The following is a 14,579-nucleotide window of genomic DNA, read 5'->3' on the forward strand; positions in this document are numbered from 1 at the left end:
TGCTCCGTTTCCGCCCCCGCAATGCGCAGCGGTTCAATTTATCGATGGTGCGCGCGGCGAGGCGTCAGGACGCCGCCCGCACGGCATCGCAGATCCGGTCGACCAGCAACTCGACCTGGGCGGCATCGTCGCCTTCGGCCATCACCCGGATAACCGGTTCGGTGCCCGACGGGCGGATGACCAGCCGTCCGTTGCCCCCCAGTTCGCGTTCGGCCTCGGCGATCGCCTGCTGGACGCTGTCCTGCTCGAGCGGCGCCCCGTCATCATAGCGCACGTTCTTGAGCAATTGCGGCACCGGTTCGAAGAGCCGCAGCAATTCGCTCGCGCGCTTGCCCGAACGCACCAGGCCGGTCAGCACGCTCAGCGCCGCGACCGTGCCGTCGCCGGTGGTGGCGTGATCGAACAGGATCATGTGCCCCGACTGTTCGCCGCCGACGTTGAAGCCGCCGCGGCGCATGCGTTCGAGCACGTGCCGGTCCCCCACCTGCGTCCGTTCGAGCGTCAGCCCGATGCCCGCAAGATAGCGTTCGAGACCCAGGTTCGACATCACCGTGGCAACCACGCCGCCGCCAGTCAGCTTGCCGCGTTCGTGCAGCCGGGTGGCGATTGCCGCCATGATCTGGTCCCCGTCGACCGTCTCGCCCTTCTCATCGATGACGATGAGGCGGTCGGCGTCGCCATCCAGCGCGATACCGATATCGGCGCCTTCGGCGACCACGCGCGCCTTGATCGCCGCGAGCGAGGTCGAGCCCACGCCGTCGTTGATATTGGTCCCGTCGGGCTCCACCCCCATGGCGATCACTTCGGCGCCCAGTTCCCAGATTGCGCCCGGGGTGACCTCGTAGGCGGCGCCATTGGCGCAATCGACCACCACCTTCAGCCCATCGAAGCGCACGTCGCTGCCGATCGATTGCTTGACCGCGTGCATATAGCGCCCGCGGGCATCCTCGATCCGCCGGGCGCGGCCGATATGGCCGGGCTCGACGAGCTGCGGCTGCTCTTCGAGCAGCGCCTCGATCGAGGCCTCCGCCTCGTCGGACAGCTTGAAGCCATCGGGACCGAACAGCTTGATGCCATTGTCCTCGAACGGATTGTGGCTGGCCGAAATCATCACGCCCAGATCGGCGCGCATCTCGCGGGTCAGCATCGCGATGGCAGGGGTGGGCAGCGGCCCGGTCATGACCACATCCATGCCGACGCTGGTGAAGCCCGCCACCAGCGCGCTTTCCATCATGTAGCCCGACAGCCGCGTATCCTTGCCGATCACCACGCGGTGGCGATGGTCGCCGCGCAGGAAATGCGTGCCTGCCGCCTGGCCGACGCGCATCGCAATTGCGGCAGTCATCACCCCGCTATTGGTGCGTCCGCGGATTCCGTCAGTGCCGAAGAACTTGCGAGCCATGGATGGTCAAACTCCCTTGTGTCGGAGCCCCAATGGCGCGGTTGCCCGAGAAATAAAAGGCCAGCGCCCCTCTTTTCGCGTGCTATATCGCCGCTATGTGCAACCACGCGCTTACAGGGGCGTTAGGGACGCGAGTACGAAATTTGTTCACACCAACCCAAGAGGGGACATTCCATGGCTTTTGAGCTGATCGACCTGCCTTACGACGACACTGCGCTGGAACCTGCGGTTTCGGCCAAGACGCTCTCGTATCACCACGGCAAGCACCACAAGGCCTATCTCGACAAGACCAACAAGGCGATCGAGGGCACCGCCCACGAAGGCAAGAAGCTGGAAGAGGTGGTTGCCGCCGCGCGCGATAGCGACCAGGGCCTGTTCAACAATTCGGCGCAGAGCTGGAACCACGGCTTCTACTGGCACTCGATGGCGCCGGAAGAAACCAGCCCGTCGGACGAGCTCAAGAGCATGATCGACGATGTCTTCGGCTCGGTCGACGGCGTGAAGGAAAAGCTCGCCGAACGCGGTGCGGGCCACTTCGCCAGCGGCTGGGTCTGGCTCGCCGTGAAGGACGGCAAGCTGACGATCGAGGAAACGCATGACGGCGACACGCTGGCCGATCTCGATGGGGTGAACCCGCTGCTCGTGATCGACCTGTGGGAACACGCCTATTACCTCGATCACCAGAACGCGCGCCCGGCCTATCTCGAGGCAGTCAATGGCAAGCTCAACTGGAGCTTCGCGAGCGAAAACCTCGCGCGCGGTACGACCTGGGAATATCCCTGCTAAGCGTCAGGAACCCGACGATTTCGAAACCCGTCGCCAGCAATGGCGGCGGGTTTTTTTACTGCTGCGCGGCGGTTTCGGCGGTCTCAGCTTCGCCGAACAGATCGGTCGCGAACAGCGGTTCGCCGAAGATGAACCCGACCAGATTGGGGCGTCCGATATGGTCGAACAGCGCAGTCAGCATCAACAGGATGGGGACCGACAGCAAGGCGCCGAACACGCCCCAGATCCAGGTGAAATAGGACAGCGCGATCAGGATCAGCACCGGGTTCATGGTGAAGCGCGCGCCAAGGATCGACGGGGTGACGAGATTGGCTTCGACCGTGTGCAGCGCCAGATAGGCGGCTGCCGGGACGAGGCCCAGCACCACCGTATCGGCGGTGCCGATGCCGAACAGCCCGAGCAACGCGACCATCACGATCGGTCCGACATAGGGCAGGAAATTGAGCAGCGCCGCCAGCCCGCCCCACATGATCGGGGCATCGACCCCCAGCGCCCAGGCGCCCAGCGCAACGACCACGCCGACCAGGGCATTGATCGACCCCACCGTGAGGATATAGGCGGCGACCCGGTCCTGCACTTCGCGGATCACGCGCGCGGCCTTGATGCTGGTGCCGAAGCTGGCGCGGCCGAACAGCAGCCGCTGGCGCAGCCGCACGCGCGCCTCGATCATGAAATAGGCCATCAGCAGCGTCAGGATCGTCTCGAGGATCAGGCTCGGCGTGGCAAAGGCCACCTGTTCGAGCAGGCTGGGAGCGGCCAGCACCACTTCGCGGGTGCCGTCACTGTTCATCAGCGCGGCGAGCTGTTCGTTGAGCGTGGCGATCCAGGCGAAGCGCTCGCGCAATTCGCCGAAGCGCGCCATCACGCCTTGCGCCATCGCCGGCACGTCGTCGAACAGCGCGACGGCCGGCTGCAGGATCAGCGCCAGCGCCAGCAGCAGGATGGCGAAGAAGAACAGGAGCGCCGCGAGCGAGGCAAGCGCATTGGGCAGGCCCCAGCCGTTGAGCTTGTCGGCCAGCGGCGAAAGGATCACCGTCAGCACCAGCGCGGTAACCACTGGCAGGAACACCACCGAACCGATCGACAGCACGAAGGGCAGGGCGAGGAACAGGCCCAGCCCGATCAGCAGCACCAGCGAGGAGATCAGCCGCAATTCCTGTTCGGCGAAGGCGTGCCTGCTCGACCGGCGGCGCGGCGCCGGTGACACGGTTTCCTCGGGCGGCTTGGTCTCGCTCATCGGCGCTTATCTGCCTCGCATGGCGATTGGTGACAAGCGGCGCGGTCGCGACGGTTGCTAGCTGCGGCTGCTGCCCATGCCGGAGGCCACATCGTCGAGTTCCTGCAGGATCGCGCGGTGCGCTGCGCTGTCGCCGATCGAACGCTTCGGAATGTTGCCATCCGCCAGCATTGCATTGAGCGCGGCGCGCGCACGGCCCACCCGGCTCTTGATCGTGCCCACCGCACAGTCGCAGATCGTCGCGGCTTCCTCGTAGGAAAAGCCGCCCGCACCCACGAGCAGCAGCGCTTCGCGCCGCTCGGGCGGCAGCGTCAGCAGCGCCCGGTGCATGTCGGACAGGTGGATCGGTTCTTCCTGTCCCGCCGGTGCGGTCAGGACGCGCTCGGCGACGGTCTCGTCATATTCGCCGCGAAAGCGGTTGCGGCGCATGTCGGTGAGGTAGGCATTGCGAAGGATCACGAAGGTCCATGCGCGCATGCTGGTGCCGGGCTGGAAGCGCTCCTGCGCCGCCCATGCCTTGAGCAGCGTTTCCTGGACCAGATCGTCGGCCATGTCGGCGCGTCCGCACAGGCCGCGCGCGAAAGCGCGCAGGTGGGGGACGACCTCGGTCAGTTCCCGTTTGAAGTCGGCTTTGTCCGCTGCCGTCCGTTCGTGGTCCGACATCAGTCCTTTACATCCAGCTTGTCGAGCAGGTCCTGGAAACTGTCGGGGAGGGGCTCTTCAACCACGGAGTCATAGAGTTGGCGCAGGCCGTTCGCCCAATCCGGATCCTGTTCCTTCCCCGGAGCAGATGGATGTGGCGGCGGCCCGCCAGCGGGTGCCCGCTGCGGAGTGTTCGGCGTATCTGAGCTCATGGCTTGAAGACTGCTACCCTTTTCGTATGTCACCGGCAGGACGCCCTACCAGCATCTTTCGATCCCGCAATGTGCTTCGCACAACGCATGGGACGATGTCGAGTTCCCTTGCTTTGTGCAATGGAACAATTAGGCCCCCGCGGCATAGTAAGCGTTACTATGGGACCAGGCAAACCGTCAGGGGCAGGAAGCTGGTAAGCGAAGAACTCCAACGCAAAGGGCGCCGCAGGCGTTGGCTGATCGACTATCCGCGCGGAATCCCGGTGCTGATCTTCGTCCTGGTCACCGCCATAACCGTGCTCAGCGTCTTCGCGATCGAGCGCGGCGAGGCGCAGCGCGATGCCGCGGATGTCGCGCGCAAGGCGCAGGCGATGACTTCGGCGATCGAACGCCGTGCCTATACCAGTTCGGCCTACCTGCGTGCCGGCGCCGCGCTGCTGTCCACGCAGGACGAGATCACGCCCGAACTGTTCCGCCGCTTCGTTTCCGAATTGCGGCTGGATGCCAATTACCGCGGGGCAGAGGGGATCGGCTGGGCCCCGGTCGTCACTGCGGCCGAACTGCCTGAATTCGAAGCCCGGCTGAGCCGCAGCCGCGTGGAAGAACAGCGGGTGTCGCCGACCCTGGCCGAACAGCCGCGCGACATGCTCACTCCGATCCTCTACCTGCAGCCCGACACAGTGCGCAATCGCCGCGCACTCGGCTACGACATGTATTCGGAACCCATCCGCCGGGCCGCGATGGATCTGGCGGGGGCGAACGATCGGCCCACTGCCAGCGGGCCGATCGTCTTGCAGCAGGAAGGCGACAGCGAGGCTGCGGGCTTCCTCATATATATGCCGGTGTTCGAAGGGCTGAGCAGCACGCGCGAGCTCAAGGGCTTCATCTACAGTCCGTTCAATGCCTCGCAATTCCTCAGCTCGGCCAGCGAACTGGTCAGTTACGAGGCGGTCGGGGCGCGCTTGCTCGATACGGATGCCACGGCGGAGGTCGCGATCGCGCATAGCAACAGCTGGATTGAGGGGCGCCCCACGATTACCCGCGAACTCAGCCTCGCCAACCGGTCGATGCTGCTCGAGGTGCAATCCGCGCGCGAGGAAGGGTTGTCGGCCATGTCGATGATCACGCTGCTGTTCGGGCTGGCGGTCGCCAGCCTGCTGATGCTCGTGGCCCGCCTGCTGACCCAGCAGACGCTCGAGGACCGCCGCGCGATCAGCTGGTTCGAGGAACAGAACTCGATCCGCAACTCGCTGACGCGCGAGCTCAACCACCGGGTCAAGAACACGCTCGCCAATGTCCTTTCGATCGTATCGCTGACGCGGCGGCGGTCGCAGGACCTCGACGAATTCGCCGAAGGTCTCGACGGCCGCATCCGCGCGCTGTCGGCCACGCACGACCTGCTGACCCAGTCCGAATGGGGCACCACGCCGATCCGTTCGGTGGTCGAGGTCGAGCTCGCACCCTATGCGCGCGACCAGGACCATTCGCTCGATCTGGTGGGGCCGCATACCGAGCTGGCGCCCAATGATGCGCTGTCGCTGGGGCTCGCGATCCACGAACTGGCGACCAATGCGGCCAAGTTCGGTTCGCTCAGCGTCCCCGGGGGCGAGGTCGCGGTGCATTGGAGCCAGGTCAACGACACGCTGGCGAAAATCGAATGGATCGAAAGCAACGGGCCGCCGGTGGACAAGCCGCGCCGCCGCGGTTTCGGCACCGATCTGATCGAGAAGATCGTCGCGCATGAACTGCGCCACCCGGTCGAGCTCGATTTCTGCCCCGAAGGGGTGCGGTGCACGCTGCTGGTACCGGTGCGCGAACCGAGCGAGTTCGAACTGCGCCGCAAGGGTCCCGCGGCGGTCGGGCGCTAACAGGTCGGGCGCTAACAGCACGGGTTTCGCGGCCGCAAGACCCCGCGCCGACCTCTCGCAACTACATCAATTGATCCGAGAAAAACGCGGCCCGATCGCGCCGCGTCGGTGCCGACCGCATCGGCACGGTGCAGCCTTCGCACTGCAGGCAAAGAAAAACCCGGGCCGCAGGGACCCGGGCTTTCAAAAACCGATTGCCGGCGGGGGTTAGCCCAGCGGGCGGCTCGAGCCGAAGAACAGCGCTTGGCTGATCGCGGCACGAACGGTCTGTTCCTGGAACGGCTTGGTCACGAGATAGGTCGGCTCGGGACGGTCGCCGGTCAGCAAGCGTTCGGGATAGGCGGTTATGAAGATCACCGGCACGCTGCTGATCGCAAGGATATCGTCGACAGCATCGAGGCCTGAGGACCCGTCCGCCAGCTGGATATCCGCCAAGACCAGGCCGGGCGTCTTCTGGGCGACAACTTCCTGGGCCTGCGTGCGCGTGGCAGCAGTGCCGCAGACTTCATGGCCGAGCGAGGTCACGAGGTCTTCGAGCTGCATCGAGATGAGCGGTTCGTCCTCGATGATCAGCACGCTGGTCGACGACTCGCGGTCGATTTCCGAAACCGCTTCCTGGGCCAGCCGCTCGATATCCTCGGCCGACATGTCCATGATTTCGCCGGCCTGGTCGGACGAGAAGTCCTCCAGCGTGGTCAGCAGCAGCGCTTGCCGGTTCAGCGGGGTTACCGATTTCAGCCGGTCCTGCGCCGCATTCTCATGCGTGTTGTCGCCGACGGCTTCGGGCACTTCCATATAAGCGCTCGACCAGACCTTGTTGAACGCCCGGTACAGCGGGACGCGGCCGCCTTCGAGCGATTCCTTGAGTTCGCTGTCAGCCAGTGCGGCTTCCAGCGTGGCACGTACGAATGCGTCTCCCGTGGCCTGCGAACCGGTCAGTGCGCGTGCATAGCGGCGCAGGTACGGCAGGTTACGAGCAATTTGATCACCAAGCGACATTTAGACCCCTTCCTTAAGGTGCGCGCTTCTAACGTCCCGATGGGGGTTAGGTTCCTTGGGCCGATGCCGCAACCCGCAGGTTTGACATCCATGCCGTTTCAGGCCCATTCCGGGTGCTGGGGATTGCCTGTCGAGGACTGCCGCGTTGCAAGAAATTGCCGATCCGATTGCCTGTGTCGAGTGTCCGCTCCAGTCCTGTCCGGGACTGCGCCCGCTCGAGCCGAACCAATTGTCCTACATGCAGCGGTTCAAGGACGGCGAAATCGCGCTGCAGCGCGGCGATATCCTGATCGAGGAAGGCGCGTCGCATCGCCGCCTGTTTACCTTGCTCGACGGCGTGCTCATTCGCTCGCGTGCGCTCGAGGATGGGCGCCGGCAGATCCTCAATTTCATGTTCCCCGGCGATCTGGTCGGCTTGCAAAGCGCCTTCGACGAACCGGCGACCCATACGATCGAGGCGCTGATCGACGCGCGCCTGTGCCGTTTCCGCCGCGCCGATTTCGCCGATCTCATCGCGCAGCACCCGGCGCTGGGCTACGACATCACCTGGCTGGCGGCTAAGGAAGAGACCGCGCTCGAAGGCCATATCGTTTCGCTGGGACAACGCAGTGCGCGCGAACGGGTGACCTATCTCGCGGTCTGGCTGCTCGACCGGGCGCAAGCGACCTGTCTCGCCGATCATCACAATACGCTCGCGCTGCCGATCACGCAGGCGCAGATCGCGGACATGCTCGGGCTGTCGCTGGTGCATACCAACCGCACGCTGCGCCAGCTCGCGCGCGAAGGGCTGGTGGACTGGCAGTCGCGACGGATCCACGTGCCCGATCTCGACCACGCCGCCGACTATGCGCAGTTCGAGCGCAAGCAGGGCGGCGGACGGCCATACATCTGATTGTTTTTGCTTCGGAATGTCATTTTAGGCAAAAAATTTCACCCCGCTTGGGAACCCAGTTTCTGGCGGCGCGTATTCCTTATGTCACCGCCGAGACCCCCCCCTCCCGTCCAAAGCGGCTGGTGATACGATCCCGAAAGGCCTCCGTTGCACGGCAACGGAGGCCTTTTTTCTGTCCGGTGTAGTTTCGGCAGGGTTTGTGATCCGGAACGCGCGCCTTGATCCGGCGCGTGCGGCCGCGTCTATCGCAGCGCGCCGCGCAGCCGCGAGATGATCCCGCGCGGCTTCGACTGGCGCAGCACGGCAATCAGTTCCTGCGCGTCGTAAGGCTTCTCGAGCGTGCAGCCCAGCGCGGCGATGTCCGCCGGAATGTCCTGCGGGGCGCCGGTCGAAAAGATGATCTGGGGGCTGTCGGCGCCCAGCGTGCGCACCAGTTCGGCAATCGCCCAGCCGTCGTCGCGATCGGCCAGGTGGACGTCGAGCACGATCGCTTCGGGACGCCCGTCGCGCAGGTGCTGCATGGCTTCTTCTGTCGACGCGCACAGCGCCACCCGGGCCACGCCTGCATCGAGCAGCGCCTGCTCGATCGTCATGCCGAGCACGGCGTCATCCTCGACGACCAGCACGTGGCCGGGCAGTTTAGCGGGGGCGGCCGTCTCGGGGTGCTGCGTCATCGTCTCTCGCATGGCTGGCGACACGGGCGCCGCTTTCGCCTGTCCAACGGGAGGCGGCCGGGCGCAGTTCCCGGCCCGCGTGCATTGCCGCCGGGCCGTGGCGCAATTGCGACAATCCCGCGGTCAGGAGGCAAGCGAGCGTTCGTAGATCGCATATTCGCGGTTGACCGTGCTGCCAATCGCATCGGCAATTGCCTTCATCCCCTGGTTGTCGTCGAGGATCCAGCCGATCTCCGCGCGCTTGGTCTGGTATTCGGCGATCGCCACCTCGCGGATCTGGCTGATCATCATGAAGGCCAGCTGGCTGGCGAGCCGCGAATTGTGCAGTTCGCGGCGCACCCCCATCAGCGGAACGCGCATGCCCGCACCGCTCGGCTTGCGCATCCAGCGCAGCAGGCGGAGCCAGCCCAGCGGCCACAGCCTGCCGTTCACCTTGCGCAGCACATCGTTGATGTCGGGCAGGGTCAGCATGAAGGCCACCGGCTTGCCGTCGACCTCGGCGATCAAATTGATCTGCGGATGGATGATCGGCTTCAGCTTCTTGCCCGCATAGGCGATCTCGGCATTGGTGAAGGGGATGAAGCCCCAATTGTTCGACCATGCATCGTTGAGGATGGCGAGGATGGTCTCGACCTCCTCGTCCCAGCGCGACAGGTCGACCGGGCGCAGGCTGATCCGCTCGTTGCGCTGGCCCGACTGGACGATCCGGCGAATCAGCGGCGGGAACCCCACCGTCACGTCGAGATCGTAGGTCAGCAGCGTCTTGGCGCGCGCATAGCCCGCGCTTTCGATCCAGTGCTGGTAGATTTCGGGATGGTGCCCCATCATGATCATCGGCGCGTGGTCCTGTCCGCTCACGAGCAGGCCCGGCTCTTCCCAGATCGACATCGAAATCGGCCCGATCGCGCGGTCCATGCCCTGGCCGCGCAGCCAGTCCTCCGCCGCGCGCAGCAGCGCATGCGCCACCGCTTCGTCGGCGGCGTCGAAATAGCCGAACATGCCTGCGCCCGGGCCGAAACCCTGCTGGCGCGGCAATTCCAGCGCGAGGCGGTCGATATGCGCCGAGATCCGGCCGACCACCGCGTCGCCGCGCCGGGCCACGAACAGCTGGTGTGCGGCATGGCCGAAAAAGGGGTTCTTGGCAGGATCGACCAGTTCAAGCTGTTCGCCCCGCAATTGCGGCACCGCATGCGGCTCGCGCGATGCGAAGCGGCGGCCCGTATCGACGAAAAGGGCACGGCCCCGCTTGCCTTCGACCGGATCGATCACCACTTCACCATTCATTCGCGCACACCTCGTTCAGCTTGGATTAGCCCTGTGTGCGCTAGCTGATCTTTGTCAAGGAACCGCACCGCGCCGATCACTATGATCGCAACCCATCGCTGTAATGCGGGTGCGTTTTCGGCTAAGGGCCGCTCCAGGATACCAGACCATGAATGTTCAACAGACACAGATTTCGGCTGCCGATACCCTTTCGCGTCGCGAGGCGGGAAGCGGCTGGCATGCGCAAATCCCCGACGACAAGGCCATGCTGCGCGCCGCGCGCGACCTGACCAAGGATATCTCCGCCCACCGCGCGGACATCTACTGGGCCGACATGATTGCTTCGGCGCTGGTCGGCTATGGCGCGCTGGCGGGCGCGATCCTGACCGGCAGCCTGCCGCTGGCAATTGCGCTGGGCGTGGTTTCGGTGCTCGCGCTCTACCGCGCGCTGCTGTTCATCCACGAGATCTCACATTTCCGTAACGGGGCGCTGCCGGGCTTCCGCACCGCGTGGAACGCATTGGTCGGCGTGCCGATGCTCACCCCGTCGTTCATGTATGAAGGCGTGCACACGCTGCATCACAAGCGCACGCAATACGGCACGATCGAGGATCCCGAATACCTTCCGCTGGCGCTGATGAAGCCGTGGAGCCTGCCCGCATTCGTGCTGATCGCGCTGCTCGCACCGGTCGCGCTGCTGCTGCGCTTCGCTGTGCTGGTCCCGCTGGGCGCGATTGTCCCGCCGATCCGCCGGCTGACCTGGCAGCGGCTGAGCGCGCTGGCGATAAATCCCGATTTCCGTCGCCGCAATCCCGAAGGCGACCTGCGCCGCCGGGTGCTGCTGCAGGAAGCGGGCGGCATGCTGTGGAGCTGGGCGCTGATCGGCAGCGTCTTCGCGTTCGGCTGGAAGCCGCTGCTCGTCGCGCTCGCGGTTGCCTCGGTGGTCGCGCTGCTCAACCAGCTGCGCACTCTGGTGGCGCATCTGTGGGAGAACGAGGGCGAGGCCATGACCGTCACCGCGCAGTTCCTCGACAGCGTCAACGTGCCGCCCCCGGGCCGGATCGCCGAACTGTGGGCGCCCGTCGGCCTGCGCTATCATGCGCTGCATCACCTGATGCCGTCGATGCCCTATCACTCGCTGCCCGAAGCGCACCGTCGGCTGGTGGCCGAGCTGGCAACCGATTCCAGCTACCACGGCGCCAACCATGCCGGGATGGGCGTGCTGGTATCGCGCATCGCACGCAACACGATGCGCCCGCGCGGCTAATCTCGCCAGCGCAGCAGGTTTTCGCGCCTGTCAGCCGAGAAAGCGGATCATCGCCACTCTGCGTTCGCGCGGAATACCCAGCGCGACGGCCCGGTCCAGCGATTGCGTCAGATGGGGGTGGCTTTCGAAATTCTCCACCACCACGAAGCCGTGGCGGGCATAGAAGCCCTCGTTCCAAGGCAGATCGGCGAACGTTGTGAGCGTGATCGCGCGAAAGGCCGAATTGCGGGCGTCGATCACCAGCGCTTCGAGCAGCGTCGCGCCGATCCCGCGGCGCTGGTGCGCGCGCGCCACGCTGAGCTCGTGGAGATGGAGTTCGCGGCGCATCGGCTCGGCCGCCGCGAAACCGACAACGACTTCGCCGACGGTGGCGGTCAGCGAGCGGCCCCGGGCAATGGTCCTGGCGTGATCGCGCGCAGACGCCGTCGGCGGGATGGGAATGCCTTCGAGCGAGGGCGCTTCGAGGAGCAGTGCGGCGGCATCGTCCTCTACCCGGTGGAAGGCCTCGGCATCTTCGGGGCGCGCCAGCCGGATCGAGAACGCGCTCATTCCTCGGTGCGGATCAGCACCGTCTCGCCGATCAGCAGGAACAGGAAGAACGGTGCCCAGGCGGCAAGGAAGGGCGGGTATCCGCCGAAGCTGCCCATTGCGAGCGCGGCATTGTCGACCACAAAATAGGCGAAGCCCAGCGCCATGCCGATCACCGCGCGGACGAACAATTGCCCCGACCGGGCCAGGCCGAACGCCGCCACCGCACCAAGCAGCGGCATCAGGAAAGCGGACAGCGGGCCCGATATCTTGTGCCACCATTTCGCGCGCAATTCGGCCGTCGGCCTCCCCGCGCGTTCGAATTCCGCAATCGAGCGGGTCAGTGTCCAGAAGGGTTCGGCATCGGGGTCGATCTTGGCAAGATCGATCTGATCGGGGGTCAGCGCTTCGCCCACCAACAGCGTATCGGGGGTGTCGGTCACTGCGTTCTGCACTCCGAAGCGCGTGACGCCCGACAGCTGCCAGCCCGGCGCGGCATAGCGCGCTTCCTCGGCCTCGACCTGCTCGGTGATCATGCCGTCGGCATTGCGTTCGTACCAGGTGACCTGGCGCATCACGATGCCCTCGCCCGACCCGGCGAGATAGCCAGCCGTCAGGATGTTGCCGTTGTCGTTGAGGTAGATATTGGTGCGCACGCGCTCCTCTTCGGGGATCGGCCCGTATTCGACCGCTTCCCACGCCTTGAGCGTCTCGGTCGCCCGGGTGACCACGCGCTCGTTGAAGGCGAAGGTGGCCACCGACACCAGCCCCGCGGTCAGCAGCAGCGGGGCCAGCACCTGATGCGCCGACAGCCCCGCCGCCTTCATGGCGATGACCTCGCTGTTCTGGTTGAGCGTGACCAGCGTGATCAGCGTGGCGAGCAGCACCGAATAGGGCAGGAAACGCGACACCAGCTGCGGGATGCGCAGCCCCGCATAGGTGAGCAATTCGCCCTGGCCATTGCCTTCCACCGCCAGGATCTCGCCGCTGCTCGACAGCAGGTCGAGCATCATCAGAACCAGCACGAGGACGAACAGCATCGCCGCGATCCGCGCGACGAACATCTTCGCGAGGTACAGCGTCAGCGTGCGCGAGGGGAAGAAATCGAGCTGCATGGGTTCCCGCTATTCGGCTGCTGCCAGGTCGATCTTGAGCCGCCGGCGGCGGAATACGCGGCCGACGCGCTTGGCCAGCTTGTCGAACCAGATTTCGAGCGCACCGATCGCCTGCCCGCCGGGGACGTAGGCGACCCGCCAGTACATCCACACGATCAGCGCGGCGAACAGGAAGAACGGCCCCCACAGCGCCAGGATCGGATCGACGCGGCCCAGCGCGGCGACGTCTTCGCCATACTGGTTCACCTTGTGATAGGCGACCACCATCACGATCGACAGGAACACGCCCAGCGCGCTGCTCGAACGTTTGGGCGGCACGCCGAGCGCCACGGCCAGCAGCGGCATCAGTGCCATCATCACCACTTCGACCAGCCGGAAGTTGAAGCTTGCCTGGCTGGCGTCGCGCTGGGCTTCGGGGCGTTCGTCGCTCCACCCGATGCGCAGCAGTTCGGGCAGGATGTATTCGCGTTCGGCATCGCCGCGCGCGCGAAATTCCTCCACCGCGGGCAGGTCGATCGGCAGGTCGTGGCGCGTGAAGGTCAGCACACGCGGCGTCTGGCTGCCGGTGTCCTGCACGATCGTGCCATCGGTCAGCCGCAGGATGATCGTATCGGGGCTGTCGGTGGTGGCGAGGAAGGCGCCTTCCTTGGCGGAGATTGACAGCACCTGGCCGCGGTCGTTCGCGACGCGGGCGAAAATCCCCTTCAGGCGGCGGCCGTCGTCCTCGCTTTCCTCGATCCGCAGCGCCATGCGATCGGCCAGCGTGGTAAATTCGCCCACCTTGATCGAGGCGCCGAGCGCGCCCGAGCGCAGCTCATATTCCATCTGCTCGTAATAATAGCGGCTGACCGGCTGGATGAAGAACACCAGCGCGACATTGACCATCATCAGCACGGCGGTGATGGCGAACGGGACGCGCAGCAGGCGGCCATAGCCGAGCCCGACCGCGTGGAAGACATCGAGTTCGCTGGTCGTCGCCAGCTTTCGGAAGGCAAGCAGGATGCCCAGCAGCAGGCCCAGCGGAATGGCGAGGCTGGCATATTCGGGCACCAGCGCGATCAGCATCTTGAACACGACGCCCACCGGGCCGCCTTCGACCGCGACGAAATCGAACAGCCGCAGCATCTTGTCGAGCACGAGCAGCGACGCGGCGATGGCAAACACCGCCAGCATCGGCACGGTCACGAGCCGGAAGATGTATCGATCGATGCTGGGCAGGAATTTGAGCAAGGGGCCGCCGGTCAATTGTCTCCGCGCCAGCCCCTAGCGCGCTTTTGCCTGCAGGTCATGCCCCTTGTGCGGACGGGCCGCGCGGCATCGCCGGTTCAGGCCTTCTCCAGCGTACATTGCAGCGGGTGCTGGTTCTGCCGGGCGAAGTCCATCACCTGGTGGACCTTGGTTTCGGCAACCTCGTAGGGGAAGATCCCGCAGACCCCGACACCCTTCTGGTGGACGTGGAGCATCACGCGGGTGGCTTCCTCCATGTCCATCTTGAAGAAGCGTTTCAGGACGATGACCACGAATTCCATCGGCGTGTAATCGTCATTGAGCAGCAGCACCTTGTACTGGCTGGGCTTCTTGGGCTTGGCGCGGGTCTTGGTGGCAATGCCGACCTGACCGTCGCCCTCGCGCGAATCGTCGTCCTCGCCGGCAGCGCGGATGGGGGTAAGGGGGGGAATCTCGGCCATTGCTGA

15 protein-coding genes are annotated in these 14,579 nt (G+C 65.4%); 4 read left to right on the forward strand and 11 right to left on the reverse strand.

Translation table 11 applies throughout. From position 1 onward, the window contains the following. Positions 1–64 precede the first annotated feature (64 nt). Positions 65–1,402 carry a phosphoglucosamine mutase gene (glmM, locus tag GRI55_RS12970; RefSeq protein ID WP_160767455.1) on the reverse strand — a complete coding sequence of 446 codons (1,338 nt, stop codon included), beginning with the start codon at positions 1,400–1,402 and terminating at the stop codon, positions 65–67. A gap of 174 nt (positions 1,403–1,576) precedes the next feature. On the opposite strand from glmM, the gene GRI55_RS12975 reads away from it, so the two are divergent. Further along, positions 1,577–2,188 carry a superoxide dismutase gene (locus GRI55_RS12975; protein ID WP_063506773.1) on the forward strand — a complete coding sequence of 204 codons (612 nt, stop codon included), beginning with the start codon at positions 1,577–1,579 and terminating at the stop codon, positions 2,186–2,188. Between the two features lie 55 nt (positions 2,189–2,243). Here the strand turns inward: GRI55_RS12975 and GRI55_RS12980 are convergent, their stop codons facing one another. The 3 genes from GRI55_RS12980 to GRI55_RS12990 are packed head-to-tail and all read right to left on the reverse strand — an operon-like array spanning position 2,244 to position 4,279. Beyond that, positions 2,244–3,425, reverse strand: coding sequence for an AI-2E family transporter (locus GRI55_RS12980; protein ID WP_160767456.1), 1,182 nt, complete (start codon positions 3,423–3,425; stop codon positions 2,244–2,246). Between the two features lie 57 nt (positions 3,426–3,482). Next, entirely contained in the window at positions 3,483–4,088 is a 606-nt protein-coding gene (locus GRI55_RS12985; protein ID WP_063506771.1) for a sigma-70 family RNA polymerase sigma factor, read from the reverse strand. Continuing rightward, positions 4,088–4,279, reverse strand: coding sequence for a NepR family anti-sigma factor (locus tag GRI55_RS12990; RefSeq protein ID WP_082835656.1), 192 nt, complete (start codon positions 4,277–4,279; stop codon positions 4,088–4,090). Before GRI55_RS12990 ends, GRI55_RS12985 begins: the two co-directional genes overlap by 1 nt. A gap of 263 nt (positions 4,280–4,542) precedes the next feature. Between GRI55_RS12990 and GRI55_RS12995 the strand changes: the two genes are divergently transcribed. Continuing rightward, entirely contained in the window at positions 4,543–6,147 is a 1,605-nt protein-coding gene (locus tag GRI55_RS12995; protein WP_307020139.1) for a CHASE domain-containing protein, read from the forward strand. Between the two features lie 207 nt (positions 6,148–6,354). Here GRI55_RS12995 and GRI55_RS13000 read toward each other — a convergent pair whose 3' ends face one another. Further along, a complete protein-coding gene (locus GRI55_RS13000; protein WP_050599696.1) occupies positions 6,355–7,146 on the reverse strand; it encodes a response regulator in 792 nt (263 codons plus the stop codon). A gap of 145 nt (positions 7,147–7,291) precedes the next feature. Here GRI55_RS13000 and GRI55_RS13005 point away from each other — a divergent pair, with 145 nt between their 5' ends. Continuing rightward, on the forward strand, positions 7,292–8,038 hold the full coding sequence (locus GRI55_RS13005) for a Crp/Fnr family transcriptional regulator (protein WP_063506770.1): 747 nt from the start codon (positions 7,292–7,294) through the stop codon (positions 8,036–8,038). 242 nt (positions 8,039–8,280) lie between these two features. Here the strand turns inward: GRI55_RS13005 and GRI55_RS13010 are convergent, their stop codons facing one another. Next, positions 8,281–8,712, reverse strand: a complete 432-nt coding sequence (locus GRI55_RS13010; RefSeq protein ID WP_050599694.1) for a response regulator — start codon at positions 8,710–8,712, stop codon at positions 8,281–8,283. Positions 8,713–8,835: 123 nt separating this feature from the next. Beyond that, on the reverse strand, positions 8,836–9,996 hold the full coding sequence (locus GRI55_RS13015; RefSeq protein ID WP_160767458.1) for an N-acetyltransferase: 1,161 nt from the start codon (positions 9,994–9,996) through the stop codon (positions 8,836–8,838). A 148-nt stretch (positions 9,997–10,144) separates the two neighbouring features. On the opposite strand from GRI55_RS13015, the gene GRI55_RS13020 reads away from it, so the two are divergent. Beyond that, on the forward strand, positions 10,145–11,242 hold the full coding sequence (locus tag GRI55_RS13020; RefSeq protein WP_160767459.1) for a fatty acid desaturase family protein: 1,098 nt from the start codon (positions 10,145–10,147) through the stop codon (positions 11,240–11,242). A 30-nt stretch (positions 11,243–11,272) separates the two neighbouring features. Here GRI55_RS13020 and GRI55_RS13025 read toward each other — a convergent pair whose 3' ends face one another. The 4 genes from GRI55_RS13025 to clpS form a co-directional block, all read right to left on the reverse strand. Next, positions 11,273–11,791, reverse strand: coding sequence for a GNAT family N-acetyltransferase (locus GRI55_RS13025; RefSeq protein WP_160767460.1), 519 nt, complete (start codon positions 11,789–11,791; stop codon positions 11,273–11,275). After that, complete coding sequence (gene lptG, locus GRI55_RS13030; protein WP_160767461.1) at positions 11,788–12,885, reverse strand: LPS export ABC transporter permease LptG; 1,098 nt, start codon at positions 12,883–12,885, stop codon at positions 11,788–11,790. The genes GRI55_RS13025 and lptG overlap by 4 nt, the downstream gene beginning before the upstream one ends. A 9-nt stretch (positions 12,886–12,894) precedes the next feature. Then, on the reverse strand, positions 12,895–14,115 hold the full coding sequence (locus GRI55_RS13035; protein WP_160767539.1) for an LptF/LptG family permease: 1,221 nt from the start codon (positions 14,113–14,115) through the stop codon (positions 12,895–12,897). Between the two features lie 95 nt (positions 14,116–14,210). Beyond that, positions 14,211–14,573, reverse strand: coding sequence for an ATP-dependent Clp protease adapter ClpS (gene clpS, locus GRI55_RS13040; RefSeq protein WP_050599689.1), 363 nt, complete (start codon positions 14,571–14,573; stop codon positions 14,211–14,213). Positions 14,574–14,579 lie beyond the last annotated feature (6 nt).

Source organism: Qipengyuania citrea (assembly GCF_009828015.1).
GTDB lineage: Bacteria > Pseudomonadota > Alphaproteobacteria > Sphingomonadales > Sphingomonadaceae > Qipengyuania > Qipengyuania citrea.

Coding starts and splice junctions, on each gene's coding strand:
- GRI55_RS12985 (WP_063506771.1), bottom strand. CDS start 4,088: ATGTCGGACCACGAACGGACGGCAGCGGACAAAGCCGACTTCAAACGG.
- GRI55_RS12990 (WP_082835656.1), bottom strand. CDS start 4,279: ATGAGCTCAGATACGCCGAACACTCCGCAGCGGGCACCCGCTGGCGGG.
- GRI55_RS13000 (WP_050599696.1), bottom strand. CDS start 7,146: ATGTCGCTTGGTGATCAAATTGCTCGTAACCTGCCGTACCTGCGCCGC.
- GRI55_RS13015 (WP_160767458.1), bottom strand. CDS start 9,996: ATGAATGGTGAAGTGGTGATCGATCCGGTCGAAGGCAAGCGGGGCCGT.
- lptG (WP_160767461.1), bottom strand. CDS start 12,885: ATGCAGCTCGATTTCTTCCCCTCGCGCACGCTGACGCTGTACCTCGCG.
- GRI55_RS13020 (WP_160767459.1), top strand. CDS start 10,145: ATGAATGTTCAACAGACACAGATTTCGGCTGCCGATACCCTTTCGCGT.
- GRI55_RS13025 (WP_160767460.1), bottom strand. CDS start 11,791: ATGAGCGCGTTCTCGATCCGGCTGGCGCGCCCCGAAGATGCCGAGGCC.
- GRI55_RS12975 (WP_063506773.1), top strand. CDS start 1,577: ATGGCTTTTGAGCTGATCGACCTGCCTTACGACGACACTGCGCTGGAA.
- glmM (WP_160767455.1), bottom strand. CDS start 1,402: ATGGCTCGCAAGTTCTTCGGCACTGACGGAATCCGCGGACGCACCAAT.
- GRI55_RS12980 (WP_160767456.1), bottom strand. CDS start 3,425: ATGAGCGAGACCAAGCCGCCCGAGGAAACCGTGTCACCGGCGCCGCGC.
- GRI55_RS13010 (WP_050599694.1), bottom strand. CDS start 8,712: ATGACGCAGCACCCCGAGACGGCCGCCCCCGCTAAACTGCCCGGCCAC.
- clpS (WP_050599689.1), bottom strand. CDS start 14,573: ATGGCCGAGATTCCCCCCCTTACCCCCATCCGCGCTGCCGGCGAGGAC.